General features: G+C 33.9%; 29 protein-coding genes and 1 other annotated feature. Of the genes, 26 read left to right on the top strand and 3 right to left on the bottom strand.

Annotated elements, in window-relative coordinates; translation table 11 throughout:
* Positions 1-131 precede the first annotated feature (131 nt).
* From F9279_RS15540 to F9279_RS15470, 15 genes are all read left to right on the top strand, one after another.
* Positions 132-320 carry a hypothetical protein gene (locus tag F9279_RS15540; protein WP_152114651.1) on the top strand — a complete coding sequence of 63 codons (189 nt, stop codon included), beginning with the start codon at positions 132-134 and terminating at the stop codon, positions 318-320.
* A gap of 50 nt (positions 321-370) precedes the next feature.
* Complete coding sequence (locus F9279_RS15535; protein ID WP_226793582.1) at positions 371-502, top strand: DUF3918 family protein; 132 nt, start codon at positions 371-373, stop codon at positions 500-502.
* Positions 503-640: 138 nt separating this feature from the next.
* A complete protein-coding gene (locus tag F9279_RS15530; RefSeq protein WP_152114649.1) occupies positions 641-1717 on the top strand; it encodes an AI-2E family transporter in 1077 nt (358 codons plus the stop codon).
* Between the two features lie 62 nt (positions 1718-1779).
* Positions 1780-1997, top strand: a binding site (T-box leader).
* 78 nt (positions 1998-2075) lie between these two features.
* Entirely contained in the window at positions 2076-4709 is a 2634-nt protein-coding gene (gene alaS / locus F9279_RS15525) for an alanine--tRNA ligase (RefSeq protein WP_152114647.1), read from the top strand.
* A 76-nt stretch (positions 4710-4785) separates the two neighbouring features.
* On the top strand, positions 4786-5052 hold the full coding sequence (locus F9279_RS15520) for an IreB family regulatory phosphoprotein (RefSeq protein WP_152114644.1): 267 nt from the start codon (positions 4786-4788) through the stop codon (positions 5050-5052).
* A gap of 4 nt (positions 5053-5056) precedes the next feature.
* Entirely contained in the window at positions 5057-5473 is a 417-nt protein-coding gene (ruvX, locus tag F9279_RS15515) for a Holliday junction resolvase RuvX (RefSeq protein WP_152114642.1), read from the top strand.
* A gap of 12 nt (positions 5474-5485) precedes the next feature.
* The gene (locus F9279_RS15510) at positions 5486-5776 is read left to right on the top strand and encodes a DUF1292 domain-containing protein (RefSeq protein ID WP_152114641.1); all 291 of its coding nucleotides are present in this window, start codon (positions 5486-5488) and stop codon (positions 5774-5776) included.
* Between the two features lie 174 nt (positions 5777-5950).
* The gene (gene mltG, locus F9279_RS15505; protein ID WP_226793579.1) at positions 5951-7102 is read left to right on the top strand and encodes an endolytic transglycosylase MltG; all 1152 of its coding nucleotides are present in this window, start codon (positions 5951-5953) and stop codon (positions 7100-7102) included.
* A 216-nt stretch (positions 7103-7318) separates the two neighbouring features.
* Positions 7319-7966 (top strand): O-methyltransferase, encoded by a 648-nt coding sequence (locus tag F9279_RS15500; RefSeq protein WP_226793577.1) that lies wholly within the window; start codon positions 7319-7321, stop codon positions 7964-7966.
* Positions 7963-8892, top strand: coding sequence for a peptidase U32 family protein (locus F9279_RS15495; RefSeq protein ID WP_152114637.1), 930 nt, complete (start codon positions 7963-7965; stop codon positions 8890-8892). The genes F9279_RS15500 and F9279_RS15495 overlap by 4 nt, the downstream gene beginning before the upstream one ends.
* A gap of 20 nt (positions 8893-8912) precedes the next feature.
* The gene (locus tag F9279_RS15490; protein WP_152114635.1) at positions 8913-10181 is read left to right on the top strand and encodes a peptidase U32 family protein; all 1269 of its coding nucleotides are present in this window, start codon (positions 8913-8915) and stop codon (positions 10179-10181) included.
* 2 nt (positions 10182-10183) lie between these two features.
* Positions 10184-10819, top strand: a complete 636-nt coding sequence (udk, locus tag F9279_RS15485; RefSeq protein WP_152114633.1) for a uridine kinase — start codon at positions 10184-10186, stop codon at positions 10817-10819.
* Positions 10820-11190: 371 nt separating this feature from the next.
* Positions 11191-11667 (top strand): transcription elongation factor GreA, encoded by a 477-nt coding sequence (gene greA, locus F9279_RS15480; RefSeq protein WP_152114631.1) that lies wholly within the window; start codon positions 11191-11193, stop codon positions 11665-11667.
* 64 nt (positions 11668-11731) lie between these two features.
* Complete coding sequence (locus tag F9279_RS15475; protein ID WP_152114629.1) at positions 11732-13486, top strand: peptidoglycan D,D-transpeptidase FtsI family protein; 1755 nt, start codon at positions 11732-11734, stop codon at positions 13484-13486.
* A gap of 198 nt (positions 13487-13684) precedes the next feature.
* On the top strand, positions 13685-14320 hold the full coding sequence (locus tag F9279_RS15470) for a YrrS family protein (protein WP_152114627.1): 636 nt from the start codon (positions 13685-13687) through the stop codon (positions 14318-14320).
* 193 nt (positions 14321-14513) lie between these two features.
* On the opposite strand, the gene F9279_RS15465 is transcribed toward F9279_RS15470, so the two are convergent.
* Positions 14514-14723 (bottom strand): DUF2536 family protein, encoded by a 210-nt coding sequence (locus tag F9279_RS15465; protein WP_152114625.1) that lies wholly within the window; start codon positions 14721-14723, stop codon positions 14514-14516.
* 246 nt (positions 14724-14969) lie between these two features.
* Here F9279_RS15465 and F9279_RS15460 point away from each other — a divergent pair, with 246 nt between their 5' ends.
* The 8 genes from F9279_RS15460 to F9279_RS15425 all read left to right on the top strand — a co-directional run bounded on the left by F9279_RS15460 (position 14970) and on the right by F9279_RS15425 (position 19850).
* Positions 14970-15605 (top strand): class I SAM-dependent DNA methyltransferase, encoded by a 636-nt coding sequence (locus F9279_RS15460; RefSeq protein ID WP_152114623.1) that lies wholly within the window; start codon positions 14970-14972, stop codon positions 15603-15605.
* Positions 15606-15620: 15 nt separating this feature from the next.
* Positions 15621-16313, top strand: a complete 693-nt coding sequence (gene mtnN / locus F9279_RS15455; protein ID WP_152114621.1) for a 5'-methylthioadenosine/S-adenosylhomocysteine nucleosidase — start codon at positions 15621-15623, stop codon at positions 16311-16313.
* A gap of 146 nt (positions 16314-16459) precedes the next feature.
* Positions 16460-17383, top strand: coding sequence for a PLP-dependent cysteine synthase family protein (locus F9279_RS15450; protein ID WP_152114619.1), 924 nt, complete (start codon positions 16460-16462; stop codon positions 17381-17383).
* A 1-nt stretch (position 17384) separates the two neighbouring features.
* Positions 17385-18518: a bifunctional cystathionine gamma-lyase/homocysteine desulfhydrase gene (locus F9279_RS15445; protein ID WP_152114617.1), complete on the top strand. Its 1134-nt coding sequence runs from the start codon at positions 17385-17387 to the stop codon at positions 18516-18518.
* A gap of 164 nt (positions 18519-18682) precedes the next feature.
* Positions 18683-18916, top strand: coding sequence for a YrhC family protein (locus F9279_RS15440; protein ID WP_152114615.1), 234 nt, complete (start codon positions 18683-18685; stop codon positions 18914-18916).
* Between the two features lie 430 nt (positions 18917-19346).
* Positions 19347-19496, top strand: a complete 150-nt coding sequence (locus tag F9279_RS15435) for a YrzI family small protein (protein WP_152114613.1) — start codon at positions 19347-19349, stop codon at positions 19494-19496.
* Positions 19497-19522: 26 nt separating this feature from the next.
* Positions 19523-19672, top strand: coding sequence for a YrzI family small protein (locus tag F9279_RS15430; RefSeq protein WP_152114611.1), 150 nt, complete (start codon positions 19523-19525; stop codon positions 19670-19672).
* 37 nt (positions 19673-19709) lie between these two features.
* Positions 19710-19850 (top strand): YrzI family small protein, encoded by a 141-nt coding sequence (locus F9279_RS15425; protein WP_152114609.1) that lies wholly within the window; start codon positions 19710-19712, stop codon positions 19848-19850.
* Positions 19851-20009: 159 nt separating this feature from the next.
* Here F9279_RS15425 and F9279_RS15420 read toward each other — a convergent pair whose 3' ends face one another.
* Positions 20010-21950 carry a fructose-1,6-bisphosphatase gene (locus F9279_RS15420; protein WP_152114607.1) on the bottom strand — a complete coding sequence of 647 codons (1941 nt, stop codon included), beginning with the start codon at positions 21948-21950 and terminating at the stop codon, positions 20010-20012.
* A gap of 312 nt (positions 21951-22262) precedes the next feature.
* On the opposite strand from F9279_RS15420, the gene sigK reads away from it, so the two are divergent.
* Complete coding sequence (gene sigK / locus F9279_RS15415; protein WP_152114605.1) at positions 22263-22982, top strand: RNA polymerase sporulation sigma factor SigK; 720 nt, start codon at positions 22263-22265, stop codon at positions 22980-22982.
* Between the two features lie 50 nt (positions 22983-23032).
* Here the strand turns inward: sigK and F9279_RS15410 are convergent, their stop codons facing one another.
* The gene (locus tag F9279_RS15410; protein ID WP_152114603.1) at positions 23033-23350 is read right to left on the bottom strand and encodes a hypothetical protein; all 318 of its coding nucleotides are present in this window, start codon (positions 23348-23350) and stop codon (positions 23033-23035) included.
* A 233-nt stretch (positions 23351-23583) separates the two neighbouring features.
* Here F9279_RS15410 and F9279_RS15405 point away from each other — a divergent pair, with 233 nt between their 5' ends.
* Positions 23584-24045, top strand: coding sequence for a hypothetical protein (locus tag F9279_RS15405; protein ID WP_152114601.1), 462 nt, complete (start codon positions 23584-23586; stop codon positions 24043-24045).
* 74 nt (positions 24046-24119) lie between these two features.
* Complete coding sequence (locus F9279_RS15400) at positions 24120-24908, top strand: N-acetylmuramoyl-L-alanine amidase (RefSeq protein WP_152114599.1); 789 nt, start codon at positions 24120-24122, stop codon at positions 24906-24908.
* The last annotated feature ends 174 nt before the right edge of the window (positions 24909-25082 follow it).

The raw sequence follows: 25082 nt of genomic DNA, 5'->3' as shown, positions 1-25082 counted from the left end.
AAAATATGCCAACTCCTACCTGTTTTTTTGGTATATTTCAAACAATTGCAGGACAAAATGGGAATACCAACACTAGAGGATTTTCTTACATGGAATAATCTTAAAGTGTGATAAAGACGAGGTGTTCCCATATGCTTAAATGTCCTAATTGCCAAAGTAAAGATATTGGAAAAATTGGAATCAATCAGTATTACTGCTGGAATTGTTTTATTGAACTATCTTTAACAAAAGGTATCATTCACACTCATCAGGTGGAAGAAGATGGTAGCTTAAGTTCTTTAGATGATTTATTTGAAGAAGACGAGCGTCGATTAAGCTAGATTTTTCTAGTTTGGAGGCGCTCTTCCCTCAAAAAAAGGAGTGCTGAAGAATGGGAAAAGTAATGAATACAGCTATAGCGTTTGGTGCAGGAATGGTTGCATTAAACTATATGCAGAAAAATAATAAAATGAATTCAAAACAAATGAAGAAAATGCAAAGAAAAATGATGAAAATGTTTTAAAGCTGATGAAACCTGTAGCCTATAAATGCTACAGGTTTTTTAATGAATAAATTTTAGAATAGTTTCTTAATAGTAGAAAAAATATGTATAATTAGCCCTTCTCTCTCTCAAAATAAAACTCGAGGGTGGGATGCTTTAATGGATATAAGAATCAAGTGGTATTATCGATTAGGATTTACTCTATTACTATTTATTGTGCTGTTTGTTTTTATTAAATTAGCTCCAATATGGCTACCTATTTTAAGTCTTCTTACAAAAGTAGTCTCTCCATTTATCATCGGAGCATTTATTACTTATTTGTTACACCCAATTATAGAACTATTACATAGAAAAGGATTTCATAGAGGGCTTGCAGTCGCGCTGATTTATATTATTTTCTTTGGTGGAATTGGATATGGAATATACAAAGGAATTCCAGTTCTCATTCAGCAATTAGAAGCATTGTCAGATGATGCTCCAGAGCTAGCGCGTAATTATAAGCATTTAATTCAATCTATTCAGGATAGAATGGAAAACTGGCCAGTTAATATCCAAGAGAAAGTGGATAATGGGATTAACCATGTGGAAATAAAACTAGAAGCATTACTAAATAAAATTATGAATGGAGCAATGGGTTTTATTAATTCGTCTATTGTTATTATGCTCATTCCGTTCATTTCCTTTTATATGCTAAAAGACATAGAAGTAGTAAAAAAAGCATCTACTGCATTGACTCCAAAGAAATGGAGACGTAGTCTATCTCTGTTTTTAAAGGATGTAAATACATCTCTAGGTAGTTATATTAGAGGCCAACTATTAGTCTGTACCATTATCGGTATTCTTTGTTGTTTGTTGTTTTGGTTTTTTGATTTGAAGTTTCCATTAGTGTTAGGAATTATCATTGGCATTACAAATGTAATACCTTACTTCGGTCCTATTATTGGAGCAGTTCCTGCTGTTATAATTGCTATTACTATGTCTACAAAAATGTTAATCATTGTAATAATAATTATCATCATTCTTCAATTCTTAGAAGGAAATATCCTTTCACCTTATATAGTGGGCAGGAGTACCCATATGCATCCTTTAATGATAATGTTTGCTCTATTACTTGGTGAAGAGGTGGGTGGAATCATTGGTATGATAGTGGCAGTACCAATTCTTTCTATTGCTAAAGTTGCCATTCTTCATTTCAAGAAACATTTTGGAAGCAAAGAACAACATGAAAAGGTATAATAATACTCATATTGACAATACTGCCTAATAATCAGTATAATTCGATTGAAGAAGAATATTCAGTTAAAGTGTTGATAGAAACAAGTAGATTATAGCCCACTTTTTAGAGAAGAGTTCTCAAGGCTGAAAGGAACTCTAGGTGAAGAATAATTGAAAGCTAGTTCTGGAATGCAGCTAATCCCTGCCGTTTTCCGCGTTAAGGAATTTGAGAGATGGATAGAAAATAGAATTTTTAATCCATAATCAGGGTGGTACCGCGAGTGATACTTTCGTCCCTGTCCAGGGATGGAAGTTTTTTTTATGCAAAAAAGCTTTAACTTAGAAAAAATACATAGAAGAGTTTTACAGGAGGAAGAGTATGAAAAAATTAACTGGAGCTGAAATAAGAAGAAAATTTTTAGATTTCTTTCAAGAAAAAGGACATGCTGTTGAACCAAGTGCCTCACTAGTTCCTCATGATGATCCGTCCCTTTTATGGATTAATAGTGGTGTAGCAACATTAAAGAAATATTTTGATGGAAGAGTTATTCCAGATAATCCAAGAATTACGAATGCTCAAAAATCTATTCGTACAAATGATATTGAAAATGTTGGGAAAACAGCGCGTCACCATACTTTCTTTGAAATGCTAGGTAATTTTTCTATTGGTGACTATTTTAAAGAAGAAGCGATTGACTGGGCATGGGAGTTTCTAACAGACGAAAAATGGATCGGTTTTGATAAAGAGAAGCTATCTGTTACTGTTCATCCTGAAGATGAAGAAGCATATGTATTATGGAGAGATAAAATTGGTGTTCCAGAAAGCCGTATTATTCGTTTAGAAGGAAATTTCTGGGATATCGGGGAAGGCCCTAGTGGTCCGAACACGGAAATTTTTTATGATAGAGGTCCAGAATATGGAGATGATATCAATGATCCTGAATTATATCCAGGTGGAGAAAACGATCGTTATCTAGAAGTATGGAATCTTGTATTCTCTGAGTTTAACCATAACCCAGATGGAACGTATACGCCACTACCAAAGAAAAATATTGATACAGGTATGGGTTTAGAGCGTATGGCTTCTGTTGTTCAAGATGTTCCAACCAACTTTGATACGGATTTATTTATGCCAATTATTCGTGCAACTGAAGAGATTGCTCAAGTACAATATGGAAAAGATGCTACAGTAGATGAAGCATTTAAAGTAATTGCAGACCATATTCGTACAGTAGCATTTGCTGTTGGAGATGGAGCATTGCCATCAAATGAGGGAAGAGGATATGTATTAAGAAGACTACTTCGAAGAGCAGTTCGCTATGCGAAGAAAATTAATATTAATCGACCATTCATGTTTGAATTAGTTCCTGTTGTAGCAGAAATTATGGTGGATTACTATCCAACTGTAAAAGAGAAATCAGATTTCATTCAAAAGGTAATGAAGAGTGAAGAAGAAAGATTTCACGAAACATTATCAGAAGGTTTAGCAATTCTTTCTGAGGTAATGGAAAAAGCGAAAGCATCTTCAAATCATGTTATTGCTGGTGTAGATGTATTCCGCTTGTATGATACCTATGGATTCCCTGTAGAATTGACGGAGGAATATGCTGAAGAACAAGGAATGACTATTGATCATACAGGTTTTGAAAAAGAGATGGATAGCCAAAGAGATCGTGCTAGAAAGGCTCGTCAAGAAGTAGACAGTATGCAAGTACAAAGTGGAGTTCTTGGCAACATTAAAGTAAGTAGTGAATTTGTCGGGTATGATAAAGGTCAGATAGAAGCAAAAATAGTTTCTCTATTGAAAAACGGGGAAGAAGTACAAACAGCTGAAGCTGGAGATGAAATACAATTTATCTTAGATCAAACACCTTTCTATGCTGAAAGTGGAGGTCAAATTGCGGATAAAGGTATTTTAGTATCAGATAATGTTACGATTAAGGTACAAGATGTTCAAAAAGCACCAAACGGTCAGAATCTTCATAAGGGGATTATTGAAACTGGTGCAGTAATGGTGAATGATGCAATAGTAGCTAAAGTAGACAGCAAGAATCGCTCTAAAATTGTTAAAAATCATACTGCTACACATCTTTTACATCAAGCATTGAAAGATATTCTAGGTACACATGTAAATCAAGCTGGATCTCTTGTGCAATCAGATCGATTACGTTTTGACTTCTCTCATTTTGGTCAAATTACAGCAGAAGAATTAGAACAAATTGAAACAATTGTAAATGAGAAAATTTGGGAAAGTATCCCTGTCCAAATTGACTACAAAAATATTGATGAAGCAAAAGCAATGGGGGCAATGGCTCTATTCGGCGAGAAATATGGAAAAGTTGTACGTGTAGTGCAAGTTGGTGGTTATAGTTTAGAATTATGTGGAGGCTGTCATGTTGACAACACTTCTGCAATTGGATTATTTAAAATAGTTTCCGAGTCGGGTATAGGTGCAGGAACTAGACGTATTGAAGCGGTAACTGGACAAGCTGCATATCAACAATTAAATGATCAAATTCATTTATTAAAAGATGCAGCGAGTAAATTGAAAACAAACATAAAAGAGGTACCTACGCGTGTAGATAGCCTGCTTTTAGAAATCAAACAACTTCAACGTGAAAATGAATCACTAGCAGCAAAACTAAGCAATATTGAAGCAGGTAACATAGTAGATCAAGTGAAAATGATAAATGATATACCTGTATTAGCTGCTGCTATACCGAATACGGATATGAACAACCTACGAACAATGGCAGATGAACTAAAGCAAAAAATTGGTTCTGTAGTGCTAGTGCTGGGTAGTGCTAATGAAGGAAAAGTAAATATTATTGCAGGTGTAACGAAAGATTTAATGGATAAAGGGTTCCATGCTGGGAAGATTGTGAAAGAAGTAGCTTCTATCTGTGGAGGCGGCGGCGGTGGTCGTCCAGATATGGCCCAAGCTGGAGGGAAAGATCCATCTAAATTAGAGTCTGCATTACAATTTGTTGAAGAATACGTCAAATCAATTTGATATTGCGGACAAGTAGTGTAAAATGTAGATAACTCTTAACAGAAATTGTTCGATAAAAAAATGAGGTGTTGCTTAAATGAGCTCATTCGATAAAACAATGAGGTTCAATTTTCCAGAAGAACCATATGAACATGATGTAAAAGAAGTCCTCTACCAGGTTTATGATGCACTTCAAGAAAAAGGTTATAACCCTATTAATCAAATTGTTGGCTATCTATTATCAGGGGATCCGGCTTACATTCCCCGTCACATGGATGCACGCAATGTTATGCGCAAATTAGAGCGTGATGAAATTATTGAGGAATTAGTTAAGTTTTACTTAAAACAGCAACGAGAGGGATAACAAAATGCGATTAATGGGCTTGGATGTAGGCTCAAAAACAGTAGGAGTAGCTGTTAGTGATGCTTTAGGATGGACAGCACAAGGGATAGAAACAATTAAAATCGACGAAGAGAAAGAAGAATTTGGCTTAGATCGAATTGCTTCCTTGATTGTTGAGCATGAAGTAGGTAAAATAGTGGTTGGACTTCCTAAGAATATGAATGGAAGTATTGGTTTTCGAGGAGAAGCAAGTCAATATTATGGTAAGCTTCTAGAAGAAAAATTTGGACTTCCAGTTGTATTCTGGGATGAACGTCTTACCACAATGGCTGCTGAAAGAATACTCTTAGAAGCAGATGTGAGTAGGAAAAAACGCAAGAAAGTGATAGACAAAATGGCTGCATCTATTATCCTTCAAGGATATCTTGATAGCCAAAAATAATGAGGTGAAATAATGGAACACGGAGAAACTAATACAATTACCGTTGTAGACGAGCAAGGCAACGAGCAATTATGTGAGATATTATTTACATTTGAATCTGATGAATTCGGAAAATCATATGTACTGTACTATCCAATTGGAGAAGATGACCAAGAAGATGAAGATATTGATATTCATGCATCATCTTTTATTCCAAATCAAGAAACAGGCGATGGAGAACTTTCTCCGATCGAAACAGAAGAAGAGTGGGATTTAGTAGAAGAAATGCTAAATACATTCCTTGCTGAACAAGAAGAAGAATAATATGAAAAGGGGGACCAGAGTGGTCCTCTTTTTTATATGCTCTTACAGAATACGGTAAGACTGCAACAAATCTACCTCCTGTTTTTGATAAAAATTTCAACATCCCTATCAGAATATAGTATAATAAGTCGAGATATGTAAAAAATGTTTTATTGGTTTCAAGGAGGGAATAGATTGACGAAATATAAAGAAGATAATAATACTCCCAAGAGCAACAAAGAGTTATTTTTAGAAAATATGAAGGAACGACAAAAAGAAGCAAAAGTTGTTAGAAGAATAGTAATCATGGTTACTCTTGGTATTCTATTGTTAGTAGCAATTATTGGGGTTTCTGGATACTTATATATTCATTCATCATTAAAACCTGTTGATCCAAACAGTGATAAAGAAGTAGTTGTTGATATACCGATAGGATCAGGAGTTACAACTATTGCTCAAACCTTAGAAGATAACGGAATAGTAAAAAATGCAAAGGTATTTAAGTATTATGTAAAGTTTAAAAATGAAACAGATTTTATGGCAGGAGAATATCATATGACACCTTCTATGACAATGGAAGAGATCATTGATAGTCTAAAAACAGGGAAAATTATGCAAGAACCAGTATTTACATTAGCCATTCCTGAAGGGAAGCAGTTAAGAGAAATTGCAGATATTATTGCAGAGAAAACCAAACAAAACCCGGAGGATATTTGGAATCAGTTAAATGATGAAGCATTTATCCAACAGCTAATGGGGAAATATCCAGATATTATCACTACAGATATTTGGGCAAAGAATATAAAGTATCCATTAGAAGGTTATTTATTCCCTGCTACTTATTCTTATTACGAAGAAAATCCTTCATTAGAGTCTATCGTTGCTGTTATGTTAGATAAAACACAAAGTGTAATTAGTGCTTATCAAACAGATATAGAAAGAGATCAATTGACTGTACACCAATTTTTAACACTATCCTCTTTAATTGAAGAAGAAGCAACGGAAAATGTGGATAGAAAGAAAATTGCGAGTGTCTTTTATAACCGAATTGCAGAAGGAATGCCATTACAAACAGACCCAACAGTACTGTACGCATTAGGTGAGCACAAGGATAGAGTATTATATAAGGATCTAGAAGTAGACTCTCCGTATAATACCTATAAAAATGTTGGTCTACCACCAGGACCAATTGCAAATGCTGGAACCGATTCAATGGAAGCTGCTCTACATCCAGATGAAACAGAGTACCTCTATTTTCTTGCTGCAAAAGATGGAACAGTATATTTCTCGAAAAGCTTAAACGAACATAATGAGTTAAAAGCAAAATATATAACAGGAAATAATTAAGATAGTTTGATAAAAGTAGGGAAGCAGTTTTAATAGCTTTCCTACTTATTTTATGATAAAATAGTACAAGTGTTTTTACGTATATATATTGTTTGAGTAGCCAGTTATGTACTCATTTTACGTCAAGTGTTAGGTTCTATTCATTAGAAGCTAACTATTTTTAGGTAGAGGGCTAAAAGGGTAGGGGCTAAGCTTAAGCTAGGAGGGACTCATTTCTTGCAGAATGACCAAATATTGGAATATATTGAAAAGATGATTCCAGATAGAAAAAAGGAATTTATGGAAATAGAAGAATATGCGAAGCAACAAGATGTACCTATAATGGAGCTAATTGGAATAGAGACACTTTTGCAGCTTCTTCGTATCCAACAACCAAAAAAAGTTTTAGAAATCGGTACTGCTATAGGATATTCTGCTCTAAGAATGGCCGATGCATTTCCATCCTCCCAGATCGTGTCTATCGAAAGAGATGATACCCGGTACCTAATTGCTGTTGAGAATGTGAAAAAATTTCAAAAAGAATCCCAAGTAATATTATTAAAAGGGGATGCGCTAGAGATAGAAGAAGAAGTAAAAGCTTATGGTCCATTTGATGCTATCTTTATTGATGCCGCTAAAGGACAATATCAAAAATTCTTTCATTTATATTCAAAACTACTCGCTAACAATGGAGTAATATATTCAGATAATATTTTGTTTCATGGACTAGTTGCCGCAGAAAAGGTAGAAAGTAGAAATGTTCGACAACTCGTTCGTAAAATTAATGATTATAACAAATGGCTTATGGAAAATCAAGAATACTATACAGCAATTCTGCCAGTAGGTGATGGTATTGCTATCAGTAAAAAGAGGGGATCAGAATGAAAAGACCAGAATTACTTGTAACTCCAACTCAGATAAGTGATATTGTACCTTTAATGGATAATGGTGCAGATGCGTTCATCATTGGAGAACAAAAGTTTGGCTTAAGATTGGCAGGAGAATTCAACAGAGATGATGTAGAAAAAGTAGTTGAATTGGCTCATAGTAGAAATAAAAAAGTTTATGTAGCAGTTAATGCAATCTTCCATAATGAGAAGATAGATGAATTAACAGATTATATTGCTTTCTTAAAAGAAGTACAGGTAGATGCACTTGTATACGGAGATCCAGCTGTATTAATGATAGCTAAAGAAGTTGCACCTGAATTAAAGCTGCACTGGAATGCGGAAACAATCGGTACTAATTGGTATACATGTAATTATTGGGGAAGAAAAGGTGCAAAAAGAGCGGTTCTAGCTAGAGAAATAAGCATGGATGCTGTTATTGAAACAAAGGAGCATGCAGAAGTGGAAATAGAAGTACAAGTTCATGGAATGACTACTATGTTTCAATCAAAGCGTTCTTTATTAGGTCACTATTTCCAATATCAAGACAAACAAGAAGAGATGGAAGAGCATCAAAAGGATAAAAACTTGTTCTTACATGATAAGGAAAGAGAAAATAAATACCCAATTTTTGAAGATGAAAATGGTACTCATATCATGAGCCCTAATGATATTTGTATAATTGATGAATTACAAGAAATGATTGATGCGGAAATTGATGCCTTCAAAATTGATGGAGTACTAAAAGACTCGGCATATATTATTGCTGTGACAGGGCTGTACAATAAAGCTATAGAAATGTACTTAGATAATCCAGATCAGTATGATGAGGAGAAAGATAATCTCCTTTCAGAGATTGAAAGCATTCAACCAGCAAATAGATCTTTAGATACAGGGTTCTTCTTTAAAGAAACTGTTTATTAAGGAGAAAAGGAGGATATAAAATGACAACTGTTTTCGATTCTATTTCAGAAATAAGAAATGGAAAAAGAGTAATTGTAAAAAAACCAGAGCTATTAGCGCCAGCTGGTAACTTAGAGAAATTAAAAATTGCTGTAGCATACGGAGCCGATGCTGTATTTATTGGTGGTCAAGAATATGGATTGCGTTCCAATGCTGGAAATTTCACTTTTGAAGAAATGAAAGAAGGAGTGGAATTTGCTAAAAAGTATAATGCGAAAATTTATGTTACTACTAATATTTTTGCCCATAATGAAAACATTGAAGGGTTAGAAGAATATCTACTCGGATTAAAAGAAGCAGGAGTTCATGGTATTATCGTAGCAGATCCGCTTATCATTGAGACTTGTAGAAGAGTAGCACCTGAAATTGAAGTGCACTTAAGTACGCAACAATCTCTATCTAACTGGAAAGCTGTTCAGTACTGGAAAGAAGAAGGTTTAGAGCGTGTAGTATTAGCTCGTGAAACAAGTGCGGAAGAGATTAAAGAAATGAAAGAAAAAGTGGATATTGAAATTGAAACATTCATTCATGGAGCAATGTGTATTGCATACTCTGGTCGCTGTACATTAAGTAACCATATGACTGCACGAGATTCCAATCGAGGTGGCTGCTGTCAGTCTTGTCGCTGGGATTATGACCTGTATGCATTAAATGGTACACAAGAAAATCCATTATTCCAAACAGAGGATGCTCCATTCGCAATGAGCCCAAAAGATTTAAAATTAATTGAATCTATTCCTCGTATGATTGAATTAGGAATTGACAGTTTAAAGATAGAAGGAAGAATGAAGTCCATTCACTATATTGCAACAGTAGTTAGTGTTTATCGTAAAGTAATAGATGCTTATTGTGCAGATCCAGATCATTTTGTTATTAAAGAGAGTTGGTTGAAGGAGTTAGACAAGTGTGCCAATCGTGAAACTGCTCCTGCGTTCTTTGAAGGACAACCAGGGTATAAAGAGCAAATGTTTGGCAATCATAGCAAAAAGACAACCTTTGATTTTGTAGGCTTAGTTCTTGACTATAACGAAGAAACAAAAATGGTTACATTGCAACAAAGAAACTTCTTTAAACCTGGACAAGAAGTAGAATTCTTTGGTCCTGAAATAGATAATTTTACAATGAATATTGATAAAGTATGGGATGAAAAAGGAAATGAATTAGATGCTGCAAGACATCCACTTCAAATTGTCACTTTTAAAGTAGACAAACCTGTATATCCTAATAATATGATGAGGAAGGAGCTATAAAAATGCAACCAAAACCAGTAGTAATTGGTGTCGCGGGTGGCTCCGGATCTGGAAAAACGAGTGTGACAAAAGCAATTTTTGATCATTTTAAAGGTCATTCTATTCTTATGCTTGAACAAGATTATTATTACAAGGATCAGTCTCATTTGCCTTTTGAGGAGCGCCTAAAAACAAACTATGACCATCCTTTAGCGTTTGATAATGAACTTTTAATAAATCATATCCAAAAGTTATTAAATTATGAGTCGGTTGAAAAGCCTGTTTATAATTACTCGATGCATACTCGCTCAGAAGAGAGTATTCATGTAGAGCCTAAGGATGTTATTATTGTCGAAGGTATCCTTATCTTAGAAGATGAAGGACTTAGAAACTTAATGGATATGAAGTTATATGTAGATACAGATGCGGATATCCGTATTATTAGAAGAATGACAAGAGATATTCAAGAACGAGGAAGAACATTAGATTCTGTCATTGATCAGTATGTGAATGTTGTAAGACCAATGCACAATCAATTTATTGAACCAACGAAAAGATATGCAGATATTATTATTCCAGAGGGTGGCCAAAATCATGTAGCAATTGATTTAATGGTTACCAAAATACAAACCATTCTTGAACAAAAGTCATTATTGTGAAACAATTAGTGTGTTGTAGATAGTATTCTTAAATGATAGGGTTGCCTTCACATGAAAGAAAAACTTTATGTGAAGCAGCCCTTCCCTCTTATGGAGGACTACAGGAAAAGTCGAAAAGAAGATGGATATTCTTGCAAAAATAACATAAAATAGTGAAAACTGTAAGGAACATTCCTTTTCTTGATAGAAAATGCTTTCTTTTTTTGGCAATCCGTATTAAACTCATTCTATTAGAAATTAAAGCGCGCGAAATGATTTGTGTGCTAATATCTTTAATACATAATGAAAGAGTTGCTTACTTATAGCCGTTTGTAATACGTAAAGCGGTAATAAATAAAGTAAGGGCTCGATACTTTTAAGGAGTGAAGATTTTGGCAATCGAAAAAGAATTTCCAATGACATTAGCAGGTAAAGAAAAGTTAGAACAAGAATTAGAACAATTAAAAACGGTTAAGCGTAAAGAAGTAGTAGAGCGTATTAAAATAGCTCGTAGTTTTGGTGATTTATCAGAGAACTCAGAGTATGATTCGGCAAAAGAAGAACAAGCATTTGTTGAAGGTCGTATTACAACAATTGAAAACATGATTCGTAATGCAAGAATCATTTCAGAAGATGAATTAGATCGTGATAAAGTTTCTTTAGGAAGCTCTGTAACTTTTATTGAGTTACCAGATGGAGACGAAGAAACATACACAATCGTTGGAAGTGCAGAAGCAGATCCATTTGAAGGGAAAATTTCCAACGACTCTCCAATTGCTAAAAACTTAATTGGTAAAAAAGTTGGAGACAAAGTAGTAGTACAAACTCCTGGTGGAGAAATGAACGTAAAAATCCTTACTATTAAATAATTCTCCAACTATCGTTGGTTTGAAAAAGGTACACCTCGTCAACACTGTTGATGAGGTGTTTTTTATGTGGAGAAAAAGAACGGTAGGTATTGGTATATTATTTATTACAGGTTTAATGTTACTTATTGCCCGACTAGTTCAAATACAATTAGTAGAGACAGAGCATTTTTCAAAACATGGGGTGAACTTAGTAGAGGCAAGTGTCAAACAAAGATCACAAGAAATGGAATTAGATAATGGAAGAGGTTCCTTTCTTGATAAAAATGGACAATCCTTAACTGATCAAACGAAAGCCGTATTAATACTATTTCCTTTCTTAAATAAGATGGATTGGAATAGTCAAAAAATAGCGGATATTATTGGGACTAGTGAATATAATGTTAAAAATAGTATTAAAGAAGCAGAAGAGCCAGTTGTATACGGAGGGAAACAACCATTAGTATTAACAACGAGTCAAGTGGATGAAATCAATAACTTGAAGATACCTGGAGTGTTCGCTGTAGAAAAGAAATTTCACCTTAATCAAACAATTGCTGAGCAACTAATCGGAATTACCGGTCAAAACACAGATCTTTTAAGAAATCGCTATACTGATAAAGAGTTATCGAATGATACGCTTATTGGGTTAACAGGTTTAGAACAAAGCTTTGATGAATTTCTATTACCAGAGGGAGATTCTAAATTAGTGTATCATGTGGATGCTAAAGGTGATCCTCTATTTGGCCTTAATGTTAAATATGTCGAACCAGGGAATCCATTTTATCCTGTAAATATAAAAACAACAATTGATCTTGATTTACAACAAAGAGCAGAAGAGCTAGTAGATCAGCATGGTATAAAAAAAGGTGGGCTTGTTTTATTAAACCTAGAGGATAACTCTATTGCGGCTATGGTTTCAAGACCTCATATTAGTGAAGAAAATCCGTATGAAACAAATGGAATTAACAATTATATGTTAAAACAACAAATTGTAGGCTCAGTTTTTAAGACAGTAGTCGCTGCAGCTGCAATGGATAATAATATCGAGGGAAATCGTACTTTTGATTGTAGTAAAAAAATTAATGGAGAACCTGACACTGTTTATCAACATGGTATGCTAGATTTCACTACTAGTTTTGCGGTAAGCTGTAATAATACATTTAGTACATTAGCGAAAGAGTTAAAAGATATTAATGTGAACTTAATAGCAGAATATGCTGACAAATTAGCGCTAACAAATATATCTGGGTGGGAAGGGGATGTATTTCACTTAGAGAACTTTAGACAATTAACTGGAGAGGAAGAAGGAAGAATTTTCTTAAAGGAAGAAGAGAAAAAGGATAATAATTATGTAGCTCTGACTGGAATAGGACAAAACGAGGTAAGAGTAACACCTCTTGCAGTCGCCAACATGATGTCCACCATTGCTAAAGGTGGGAAAAAGGAAAGTGTACAGGCTGTCTCTCAAATTCAATATAAAAATGGGACTACTCTGTACTCTTTTGGAAAGAAAGAATTAGAAGGAGATACCCTTTCCCCTTATACCATTTCAAGATTACAAGAACTATTAAGAGAAGTAGTGGTTAACCAAAATGGTACGGGCAGATGGTTTCAAGATCTCCCTTATACAGTTGCAGGAAAATCAGGGACCGCTGAAACTGGTGTTTATGTAGAGGATAAACAGCTTCATAACAAATGGTTCGCTGGTTACTTCCCTTATGAAAATCCTAAATATGCATTAGTTACTGTAAATTTAGACGTTTTTTCAGATGTGGGTGGAGTAAACCCCGTTTTTGCCGATATGGTGAAAGTAACGTATGAATTAAATGGAAATTCATAGGTATTAGAACTCAAAATTTGGTTTTTCTTTTCTAATTCTATAAAAACATGTTAAAATATCTACAGTCTATAAGGCAGTTGTGACCCATCAAAGTTACTGTCTTGTAGTAAATGAATGCTTTGGAAGTACGTGAAAATGGAACTTTAAAAAAGAGATAGATAATAGATACTTTTCGCATGAACTAGGAGGAGAAACACCTTGAACAAGCAAGAACTTAATGAGGAAACAAATGCAAGTAGAACAAGATATCAACAACGCTCCAAGAGAAAGAAAACAAACCTCATACTAAATGGACTAATTATCGTTGTGATTCTGTTAATTGTAGTTGTCTCGTATTCTATCTTTAGCAACAAGGATGATCAAGAAGAGACAGCAGAAACTACTAACACCCAACAAAATGCAGAATCTGCTGCTAGCCAAAAAGATAACAAAGACAGCAATAAAGCAAGTGATAAGGAAGATGAGGATCAGGAAATAGGGGAAGATGGAGCCATTATTACAGAAGGCGGTAGTGATTCGAATGTTATTACTACAATTGAAAACCCTTCATGGAAACCAGTGGGTACTACACAAACTGGAGAACATGTTGCTACCTACTCTGAAGGAACGGATTGGAATGAACAATTAGAAGCAATTGCCTATGCAACTGGTTTAGACAGTGATAACATGGTAGTATGGTTCCTTGGTAACAATAATAAAGATCCACAAAAATCAATCGGTACCGTATCTTCTAAAGATAAGACAGAAAAATACCGCGTATACATTGAATGGGTTAACGGAAGTGGATGGAAACCTACAAAAGTAGAAGAAGTACAGGATTTAAATATCAGATAATCGTTACCAATATGAACAAGTTCGTTTCATTGAGCTTCAAATATTTTCATTCCTTTCTAATTTTAAAGGAGGGAATCAAATGTTTGTTATCCATTTAATAGAGTTCATAGAGTATGGTAATAACAACTAAAAGCCTGAACTATATGGAAAACAATCGTAATAATTCCAAATAGTTCAGGCTTTTTACAATTGCTTATTTCCCCTTCATTTTAAAATGAACGACTGCGGTATAATACATTCGTCCATTTTCGAGCAAGGTGGTTTGATGGCTAACAGAATGTACCGTAAGTAAAATAGCTTTATTTATTTCAATTTGTTCATGTATCCTTTTTTCCAATGTTTTGAGGTTATCGCCTTCAAAAAACTCCACCTTATCCTCTATCATTTCCATTTGAAAATGCATCTGACTACATCCTTTCTTTTATATACTAACTGGAAAACCAGATTACTTTAAGTAAAGCTATCATACCATAATCAAAACATATAGAAACGAAGAAAGGTTCAAATGATGGATTTGCTTCTATTAAATTTAATCTATGAAATTAGATTGATGAAAAAATGAAATAGCTATGCTAAAAGAAGAACATCTTTTAGTTTATATCATAGTATACTCATAGGAATTATAGTGTTTGGTGGGAGTGGAACAGATATGGGAAGAGAGTTTTTAGATATCTTTGAAAATTGGGCTGACTCTTATGATGAGAGCATACATGAAAATAAAGAATATGAAGCGGTATTTTCTTCATATCAAAACATTTTATATGCAGTAGCTGAGCGATCTTTTGGCAATGTTGTAGAATTTGGAACTGGAACTGGAAATTTAACGATTAAGCTATTAGATAAGGGTTTACAGGTAACAGGCATTGAACCATCTATTTCTATGAGAAAAAGAACAGTAGAAAAAGTTGGAGATTTTGTCACAATACTAGATGGGGATTTCTTGAATTTTTGCATAGATTGCAAACCTGATACCTTTACTAGTTCTTATGCTTTTCATCATTTAACAGATGAAGAAAAAGCTACTGCTATTAAGTTATATAGTGATTTCTTATTAGTTGGTGGTAAAATAGTTTTTGCGGATACAATATTTGAATCAAAGGAAGCTTATTATTCTGCTATTCAAAAGGCGGAAGATTTAGGGTATGCTAATTTAGTAGCAGATTTGAAAAGAGAATATTATACCACTATTCCTGTTTTAAAAAATATATTAAGGAAGAATGGTTTCTCTGTAAGTTTTCACCAGATGAATGATTTTGTCTGGATCATGGAAGCTGTAAAACAATAAGAAAGAGGTTAACAAATGAAAATAGCAATTATCGGTGCAATGGAAGAAGAAGTTAGTTTATTACGTGAACATATTACGAATAAAAAAGAACAGACAATTGTTGGCTTTGATTTTATTGAGGGAGAGATGTCAGGAAGAGAAGTAATTTTGCTTCGTTCTGGTATCGGTAAAGTAAACGCAGCAATGAGTACGACGATACTTCTTCAAACATTTAAACCAGATGTATTAATAAATACAGGATCTGCAGGTGGACTCAACCCTGATTTAGAAGTTGGAGATGTTGTTATCTCTACTGAGGTTCGACACCATGATGTTGATGCAACTATATTTGGTTACGAGTATGGTCAAGTTCCACAAATGCCTGCTAGTTTCATTGCTGATGAGAAATTGGTTACTATTGCAGAAGAAAGTGCACAAGAAATAGGCGATCATGCTGTCGTAAAAGGGTTAATTACAACAGGTGATTCATTTATTAATAAGCCTGAACAAGCTGCATTTATTAAAGTGAAATTCCAAGCATTACAAGCAGTAGAAATGGAAGCAGCAGCAATTAGCCAAGTTGCTTATCAATATGGAATTCCTTTTGTTATCATTAGATCTTTATCTGATATTGCAGGAAAAGAATCACATCTTTCATTTGATCAATATCTAGAAAAGGCAGCAGTTCATTCTGCTAACCTTGTTATGAGTATTGTGAACAAGTTGTAAAGAGTTAAAAATGGGTGAGAGATTTACTCTCACCTCTTTTTAACTCTTAAATACAAGTAAATAGATAAGAATAGTGGGTAGTTAATTATTGGATAAACTTGAGTTTAAGGAAAATCTGGAAAGAATACAAAGGGAGGGATCAGCAGATGAAAGTGTATGATAATGTTCATCAGATGATTGGGAATACACCAATGATAGAAATAACACAATTCCCTATTCCAGAATATGTGAGGATATTTGCGAAGCTAGAATATTACAACCCTGGTGGAAGTATTAAAGATCGATTAGGATATGAGTTTATACAAAACGCAATAATCGCTGGAAAATTAAAGGCGGAAGGAACAATCATTGAGCCTACTGCAGGTAACACAGGAATAGGTCTTGCTCTTGCAGCTATAAAATGGGGAGTAAAAGTGATCGTATGTGTGCCACAGAAGTTTAGTATAGAGAAACAAGAAATCATGAAAGCACTTGGAGCAGAAGTTATTCATACCCCAACAGAATTAGGGATGAAAGGTGCAATGGATAAGGCGAAAGAATTGCATAAGAAAATACCCAACTCCTATATACCTGGACAGTTTGAAAATAGAGAAAATCCAGATACCTATTATAAAACCCTTGGTCCAGAAATTTGGGAGCAGCTAGATAAAAAACTAGATGTTTTTGTTGCTGGAGCTGGAACAGGTGGAACATTTATGGGAACAGCAAAGTATTTAAAAGAGCAAAACCAACTAATAAGAACCGTTATAGTAGAACCAGAAGGATCTATACTTAATGGTGGAGAAAGCGGGTCACATAAAACAGAAGGAATTGGGATGGAGTTTCTCCCTTCCTATATGGAAACAGATTATTTTGATGCCATTCACACTGTATCAGATGAAGATGCTTTCTCCTATGTTAAACAAGTAGCCTTAAAAGAAGGACTATTAATTGGAAGCTCATCAGGAGCAGCTTTATATGCAGCTTTAACGGAAGCAAAACAGGCATATCAGGAAACAAATATAGTTGTGGTGTTCCCAGATTCTAGTGATCGATATATGAGTAAACGGATTTTTGAAGGAGGAATATAACATGAAAAGAAAAACAAAATTAATACATGGTGGAATTTCGGGAGATAATCATACAGGAGCTGTTAATGTTCCTATATATCAAGTAAGTACCTACAAACAAGAAAGGATAGGAGTTCATAAAGGATTTGAGTATTCAAGAACTGGTAATCCTACTCGGCATGCACTAGAAGAATTAATAAAGGATTTAGAAGAGGGTGTGAGAGGATTTGCCTTTAGCTCTGGTATGGCTGCAATAACAGCAGTGATGATGCTGTTTAAAGAAGGTGATCATATATTATTAACAGACGATGTTTATGGTGGTACCTTTCGTATTATGACGAAAGTATTGAATAAGTTTGGAATTGATGTAACGTTTATTGATACCAGTGATATAGAAGAAATAAAGAGTGCTATGAAAGAAAATACAGTTGCGCTATATATAGAGACTCCGACAAATCCATTATTGAAAATTACTGACTTAAAAGCAGTATCTCAACTAGCAAAAGAAAAGGATATACTAACCATTGTAGATAATACATTTCAAACTCCATATTGGCAAACTCCTTTAACATTAGGTGCTGACATTGTATTGCATAGCGCAACAAAGTATTTAGGAGGCCACAGTGATGTTGTGGCAGGTCTTGCTGTGGTAAATGATGAAAAGCTAGGAGAAGATCTACACTTTATTCAAAATGCTACTGGCGGGGTATTGGGACCGCAGGATGCTTGGTTATTAATGAGAGGAATCAAGACACTAGGTATTCGAATGGAAGAACATGAAAACAATGCAAAAGAGTTAGTGGATTATTTAAATAATCATCCGAAAGTCTCTACAGTTTATTATCCTGGATTATCAACACATCCCAACCATACTATTGCAAAGGAACAAGCTCTAGGCTTTGGCGGTATGATAAGCTTTGATGTGGGAAGTGCGGATTCCGCAGAATTACTTCTACAAAAAGTGAAATATTTTACACTGGCAGAAAGTTTAGGTGCAGTGGAAAGTTTAATATCTGTGCCAGCTAGAATGACACATGCATCCATACCAGCTTCAAGAAGAGCAGAACTGGGAATAACAGATGGGTTAGTAAGAATATCTGTAGGGTTAGAGGATATAAGTGATTTAATAGACGATTTAAAACAAGCATTAGAGTAAGATAAATGAAATGATTGGAAAGTGAGCTTAGCAAAGGAAAACCTATGCTAAGCTATTTCTGATTGTAAAATACTGTTAATCCATCTAGTAATTTCATAGAGTCAGCTAATCTAGTAATGTGTTATGGTAGATACATAGTCTAATAGGAAGCAGGGGGATAAATAATGAATATAAAAACCTTAAAACGGAAATGGGCGGACCTTAGACAATTTGGTATTGTATTATTAGCTGCAGGAGTCTTTTTTTATTTGGGAGTAATTATACCAATGCCAGAGAAAACCACTCACGCTAACACTGCTATGATGGTAACATGTATTGTATTTTTAAGTATTTCTAGTTACCTATTGTTTAAAGCGAAAAGCATACAACGTGAAATTAATGATTTAGAAGAAGAATAAATAATACAAACATAAATACTACCTTTCGAGATGAAGTTTTCGAATAGTAATATTTAGGTTTTTTTGTTTTAAAAAATATCAGCACCCAAATATCCAAAAAGCGGTTTACAAAATTGGAAATAAAGGATATACTTACCAATGTAAGAAAAAAATCAAAGGAGGTTGAATAAAATGACTAAATTTTTACCAGAATTAAACAATGTAGAAGTAATTAAATATGGTATGTACATGAATTCAACCACTAAGGAATGGAATTGATTTTCTCTTACTAATTATTCTTCTTAAATTAGTATATCCAACCGCAGGTGAATTCTGTCCTGCGGTTTTTATATGCCCTTTTTTAAAAACCGCAGATCTGTACTTCTCTGCGGTTTTTTGTGTGCTTTTTTAAGAAAAATATTACAAAAAAGTAAATAAAAGGAGAATGAAAATGACGCTAAATTTGATTTTTATGAGTATTACTCTTCAGAAAAAGAAATGGACAGAATCAGAAATTATGCAGCAACAAAACATTCAAATGCAAATGGACGAAAATCAATTAAAGTTACAAAAATTAGGTTATATAAATCAAACATTGTAATGGATGTAACCTAAGGAGGTGATAATATGACCTTAAATATATTCTTTATAACGATAACGATTAACAGAAAGAAAATGTCCCAAGAGGAGCATTCGCATTTACAAGAGATAGAAAGAATAATGGAAGAGAACAAACGTAAATATTTGGACTCTAGTCATTCCACTCGATATCTATAAAAAAAACGAACAAGAATAAGTGTAGGAGGTGATAATAGTGATTATAAATATGCTGTTTTTTACCATAACTATTCGTAATAAGCCAAAATCAGAAGAACAAATGATACATGAAGAACAAATTGAAAAATTAATGGAAGAAACAAAAAGAAAACATGTGAACATACTTCCTTATATGTAATTGGAAGAAAATAATATAATAATTATAGAGGAGTGAAGGAGTATGGCAATAATAATCTTTCAATGTCGGCAATCAATCTTATGGGTAGAGAAAGATTCTGCATAACAGGGGAAATAGAGGGGAAGTAAGCTAAAGAGCTTACTTCCTCTTAAGAATAAATCACTTATTTTTTCTATAACAATATTCAAGAAGCTGTTGTAAGTCGGCTATTTGTTCTAATAGTTTTTGACCAATATTTGTTTCAGATACCTTTTTGCGTTGTAATTCTCTATCTACTACTCTTTTTACAGATAAAACATCTGTTCCATTTGCTAATACATCCTCTTTTGAGTTAAAACGTTTATGTGCTACAAGTTGCATTCCATAGGAGTTGTAGAGCAGCGTATAACCAGCAATGCCTGTTTTTGGTTGATAGGCTTTTGAAAAACCACCATCTATGACAATCATTTTACTATTGGCTTTTATAGGATTCTCTCCATTAATTTCTTCCACGGGTGTATGTCCATTAATGATATGGCCTTGATCAGGATTTAGTCCAAATTCACAAAGAATAGCTCTACATATCTCTTCATTCTCTCTTAACGTATAATATGGGTTTTTCCATTCTTTATGAGTTGCTTTATCTTTAATAAAATAGCGCTCAAAAGTAGTCATATCCTTCTTTCCAAATAACGAAGAGTTCTCTCCAGTCCATAAGTACCAGACTAAATCTGTGGAAAAATCATTTGTTACTTTTGAATTCCTAAAGCTGTATCGCAAATGATTTTCAAAAAGGTCAAGTAATTCTCTGCCACAGTAACTTTTCCCATCTAGTACCATTTCCTTCATACTACCGTCTTCATTTAATGGGATACAACCATGAATTAACAGGTTACTATTGTACTTTAAGTAAAGACTCCCATTGTTCATCAAAAAGTGGATATGTCTAGCTAGCTTCTCTGAATGATGAATAGAGAATAATAATTTATTCATCACTTGTTCTTCCTCTTTAGTGAGTTCACAAGGGTTGTTTGGGTCGATCGTATTAAAACAAGTATTTTCTAATGGATAAGTTATTCCATTGAGTTCAATCGTTTTTTCCTCATAATTAATTTTCTCTAAAAGAAGTCGATGGTGCATATTAAAATCTGGTCGTCTTTTTATAATAGACATCTCCAGCTTAAATTGAATAATAGAAATAGCCTGATGTATCTTGGTGATTTGTAGAATATTCTCTCCTAAAACATCTTCCTTTTTGCTATTCATTTTAGGACGGAAAGCAGTATTGTCTTCGTAATACTTATTTGCTAAGTTTAATAATGGTCGTAGATTAATACCATAGCCATCCTCAATGATGGAAAGATTATCATATCTAGCACATATTCTAATAATGTTTGCTAAGCATACCATTGATCCAGAATAGGCTCCAATCCACAAAACATCGTGATTACCCCATTGTACATCTACCGAGTGATAGTTCATTAAAGTATCCATAATTTTATCAGGATCTGGTCCTCGATCATATATATCACCAACAACATGCAGATGATCTACTACAAGACGCTGAATAGTATAAGCTAGTCCCGTAATAAGCTTGTTTGCTTGTCCTAACGAAATAACTCTGGCAATAATACTAGAATAATAATCCGTTTTATTATTTAATTCATTTTTCTCATAAAGAAGCTCTTCTATAATATAAACAAAGCTTTGTGGTAATGCTTTTCTAACTTTAGAATTAGTATATTTACTAGAAGCATAAGAAACTAAGCGAATCATTCGTTCTATTGTTTCAGCATACCAAACCTCAAGATCCTGGTTTTTAGCAAAGGAATTAACCATCATTTTTAGTTTTTCCTCTGGATAATATACTAATGTAGCAAATTCATTTATCTCTTTATCTGTAAGCTCATCCTTAAATAAATCTCGAATTTTTTCCTTCACATTTCCTGAACCATTTCGAAGGACATGTTGGAATGCGTGATATTCACCGTGTAAATCACTAACAAAATGCTCCGTGCCTTTTGGTAAATTAAGTATTGCATCTAGATTGATAATTTCAGTAACAATCTTCTCCTCAGAGTCATACTTTTCTGTTAGTAAATCTAGATATTTTGTATCCATACTGCATCCCCTTACATGATTGGATTTTATTAATATTCATATTATACAAGTTTTTATAGGAAAAACATTAAAAATAGCTAAAGATTGGTAAATAATTCTATTGTTCCTGTAGTTGTTCCTATAAAAGGTAGCTTGTTAATATTTGGCTGCTCCACCCCATATTTTGCATGGATTTACCCAAAGTAAGAAGCTCTCAAACCTAAAATAAACAGATTTTTCCTATATTTATTCTGAAATGGACATGCAAATCATCCGTCTTCTTCACATAGTAATGAGTATAGGCAATTGTCCTTGAAAGTGGAGGTGGAAAGAATGACTGGAATCTTATTATCGATCGGTGCTTTGTTAAAAGAATTGGTATTTCTTGTTTCCTATGTAAAGAACAATGCATTTCCTCAGCCATTATCTGCGGCTGACGAAAAAAAATACTTAACGCAGATGGCAAATGGAGACTCCTATGCGAGGAATATGTTAATAGAACATAATTTACGATTAGTAGCTCATATTGTTAAAAAGTTTGAGAATACAGGAGAAGATTCAGAGGACTTAATCTCCATTGGTACAATCGGGCTAATTAAAGGGATAGAGAGTTTTTCAGAAGGAAAAGGTACAAAGTTAGCGACATATGCGGCGAGATGTATTGAGAATGAAATACTTATGCATTTAAGGGCTTTGAAAAAAACAAAAAAAGATGTCTCTCTTCATGACCCAATAGGGCAAGATAAAGAGGGGAATGAAATTAGCTTAATAGACGTTCTCAAATCAGAATCAGAAGACGTAGTAAATACGATACAATTAAATATGGAATTAGAAAAAGTAAAAGAATACATCGATGTGTTAGATGATAGAGAGAAAGAAGTAATCATTGGGCGCTTTGGTCTGGATTTAAAAAAGGAAAAAACGCAGCGGGAAATAGCGAAGGAATTAGGAATATCTAGAAGTTATGTCTCCCGTATCGAAAAAAGAGCTTTAATGAAGATGTTTCATGAGTTTTATCGTGCGGAGAAAGAAAAGAAGAAAAAGCAAGAATAAAATAAAAAAGTGTCCCTATACGAAATATATGTTAGGGACACTCTTTCGTATTATTTGGCATATTGTAAAAATTGTGTATGATCAGTGGCTACCGTTTTTACCACTTCACCGTTTTTATCTTTATAGATTTCATATTCTCGATATGTTTCAATGAGAAATCCATCTTCTTCTTTTGTATCTTCTAGTTTGTATTCTAAGATGGGAGCACCATATAATTCTTCAAGGCTTGATGATACCTCTGCATCTTCAGTGTTCGCACTATAGAATAATACTTGGTCTTTATTGATACTAGCTGTAGGTGTCTGTATGTATGCAATAAAAGCTAAGAGTAGGACAACAACGAATACAATCATACGTTTATTTTTCATGCACATAATCCTCCTTCTCTTTCATTGTATGCATGTCCTGTTAGAGTATGCGACAGACGAGCTATTGGTTGGAGTATTTTATCATGAAATGCTGTTTACCTTCATATTGTTAGAAAGGTACAAGCACTCAAAAAAATATTTTTTCAAGATGTAAATATTTTATAACCTTTGTAATATAAATGAAATATAACTATTTTTGAAAGTAAACGAAGGAAGTAAGGAGTGGAAGTCTGTTGCCAACGAAGCAATTATTAATCATGACAATGCTTATATCTATTCTAACTATTGGGCCATTTCATACAGAATATCATGCAGCGAAAACAATGAATAATTGTGATCAAACTACACTCGAGTTAACGGAACAAATAGCTAACATAGAAACAAAAGAAGAGATTAAGACTATCTTAGGAAATGACTATAAGGAAGTTACTGGAGAAATGTATAATAATGTAGTTTGGAGATTTGATATTTGTCCGAAGACTGATTATCAGAATGATACAAACATTGATAGTGTGGACCTTGAAGGATTAAAAAGTGGGCAATTAAAAAAGGTTCTATTCTTTAGTTTCTCAGAGAATCAGCAAACGATCATAAATAAATCACTGTACTATTCAGATAATCAAAATAACATCCATGTTGTTACATTTAAAGGAAATCAGGAACAGGATGAAATAATTTATAAGGGTACAGAATAAATATCTTATATAGGTTTGAGTACAAGCAAATTCTTTCATTCTTACTATAATTATTAGTAAGGTGGTGAGAAAACATGGTGAAAATATTTATTGACCCTGGTCATGGAGGATCTGATCCTGGTGCTACCGCAAATGGCTTACAAGAAAAAAATCTAACCTTAGCTATTGCAACAGAGATGAGAAATATTCTTGAAAATGAATATGATAATGTTTCTATACAAATGAGTCGTACTGGTGATAGTTCATTAAGTTTATCTCAAAGAACAACCGCAGCAAATAATTGGAATGCAGATTATTTTGTATCTGTTCATATTAATGCTGGTGGCGGTACTGGATTTGAAAGTTATATCTATCCTAGTGTTGGTGCTCCTACAACAACGTATCAAACAACTTTGCATAATGCTATTGTAGGTGCAACTAATTTCCAAAATAGAGGAACAAAAAGAGCGAATTTCCATGTGTTAAGAGAAACAACCATGCCTGCTATTTTGACAGAGAATGGCTTTATTGATACTGCAAGTGATGCAGAAAGATTGAAAGACCCAAACTTTATTTCTGCAATAGCTAGAGGGCATGTAAATGGCATTGTAACATCATTTTCCTTGCCTAGAAAGCAAGATTCTTCTAATGGAAATAGCGGAAATGGTACACTTTACAGAGTACAAATAGGAGCATTTAGCGAAAGAAGCAACGCAGATCAGCTTGCTGCATATGCGGGTTCATTAGGGTTTACTGCGGCAATATCCTATAGTGATAATCTATACAAAGTACAAATAGGAGCTTTTAATGATATAAATAATGCTAGAAACCTTGAAGATAGAGCGAAGCAGGCAGGTTTACCGACGTTAATTGTAACAGTTTAAACGATAATGAAAAAAATCTATAAATAACAAAGAAAACCCACTTTTACATTATGATATGCTCCCCTATAGGTAGACAGATTAAAAAATAAAAATCTGGCTGCTTATGGGGGAGTATTTATTATGTCCAAAAAATCTTACTCTGCAGAAGAGAAATACAAGATATTAAAGGAATTA

It is taken from the genome of Bacillus sp. B1-b2 (assembly GCF_009183415.1).
Classification (GTDB): Bacteria; Bacillota; Bacilli; order Bacillales; family Cytobacillaceae; genus Niallia.
This window is presented reverse-complemented; position numbering and strand designations above follow the sequence as displayed.

Excerpts from the sequence above, each read along its gene's own strand:
- F9279_RS15535 (WP_226793582.1), top strand. The coding sequence starts at position 371 with ATGGGAAAAGTAATGAATACAGCTATAGCGTTTGGTGCAGGAATGGTT.
- alaS (WP_152114647.1), top strand. The coding sequence starts at position 2,076 with ATGAAAAAATTAACTGGAGCTGAAATAAGAAGAAAATTTTTAGATTTC.
- F9279_RS15530 (WP_152114649.1), top strand. The coding sequence starts at position 641 with ATGGATATAAGAATCAAGTGGTATTATCGATTAGGATTTACTCTATTA.
- F9279_RS15495 (WP_152114637.1), top strand. The coding sequence starts at position 7,963 with ATGAAAAGACCAGAATTACTTGTAACTCCAACTCAGATAAGTGATATT.
- F9279_RS15475 (WP_152114629.1), top strand. The coding sequence starts at position 11,732 with ATGTGGAGAAAAAGAACGGTAGGTATTGGTATATTATTTATTACAGGT.
- F9279_RS15445 (WP_152114617.1), top strand. The coding sequence starts at position 17,385 with ATGAAAAGAAAAACAAAATTAATACATGGTGGAATTTCGGGAGATAAT.
- F9279_RS15440 (WP_152114615.1), top strand. The coding sequence starts at position 18,683 with ATGAATATAAAAACCTTAAAACGGAAATGGGCGGACCTTAGACAATTT.
- F9279_RS15490 (WP_152114635.1), top strand. The coding sequence starts at position 8,913 with ATGACAACTGTTTTCGATTCTATTTCAGAAATAAGAAATGGAAAAAGA.
- F9279_RS15520 (WP_152114644.1), top strand. The coding sequence starts at position 4,786 with ATGAGCTCATTCGATAAAACAATGAGGTTCAATTTTCCAGAAGAACCA.
- F9279_RS15435 (WP_152114613.1), top strand. The coding sequence starts at position 19,347 with ATGACGCTAAATTTGATTTTTATGAGTATTACTCTTCAGAAAAAGAAA.
- udk (WP_152114633.1), top strand. The coding sequence starts at position 10,184 with ATGCAACCAAAACCAGTAGTAATTGGTGTCGCGGGTGGCTCCGGATCT.
- mtnN (WP_152114621.1), top strand. The coding sequence starts at position 15,621 with ATGAAAATAGCAATTATCGGTGCAATGGAAGAAGAAGTTAGTTTATTA.
- F9279_RS15410 (WP_152114603.1), bottom strand. The coding sequence starts at position 23,350 with ATGAAAAATAAACGTATGATTGTATTCGTTGTTGTCCTACTCTTAGCT.
- F9279_RS15465 (WP_152114625.1), bottom strand. The coding sequence starts at position 14,723 with ATGCATTTTCAAATGGAAATGATAGAGGATAAGGTGGAGTTTTTTGAA.
- F9279_RS15450 (WP_152114619.1), top strand. The coding sequence starts at position 16,460 with ATGAAAGTGTATGATAATGTTCATCAGATGATTGGGAATACACCAATG.
- F9279_RS15430 (WP_152114611.1), top strand. The coding sequence starts at position 19,523 with ATGACCTTAAATATATTCTTTATAACGATAACGATTAACAGAAAGAAA.
- sigK (WP_152114605.1), top strand. The coding sequence starts at position 22,263 with ATGACTGGAATCTTATTATCGATCGGTGCTTTGTTAAAAGAATTGGTA.
- F9279_RS15510 (WP_152114641.1), top strand. The coding sequence starts at position 5,486 with ATGGAACACGGAGAAACTAATACAATTACCGTTGTAGACGAGCAAGGC.
- F9279_RS15540 (WP_152114651.1), top strand. The coding sequence starts at position 132 with ATGCTTAAATGTCCTAATTGCCAAAGTAAAGATATTGGAAAAATTGGA.
- F9279_RS15400 (WP_152114599.1), top strand. The coding sequence starts at position 24,120 with ATGGTGAAAATATTTATTGACCCTGGTCATGGAGGATCTGATCCTGGT.
- ruvX (WP_152114642.1), top strand. The coding sequence starts at position 5,057 with ATGCGATTAATGGGCTTGGATGTAGGCTCAAAAACAGTAGGAGTAGCT.
- F9279_RS15460 (WP_152114623.1), top strand. The coding sequence starts at position 14,970 with ATGGGAAGAGAGTTTTTAGATATCTTTGAAAATTGGGCTGACTCTTAT.
- F9279_RS15420 (WP_152114607.1), bottom strand. The coding sequence starts at position 21,950 with ATGGATACAAAATATCTAGATTTACTAACAGAAAAGTATGACTCTGAG.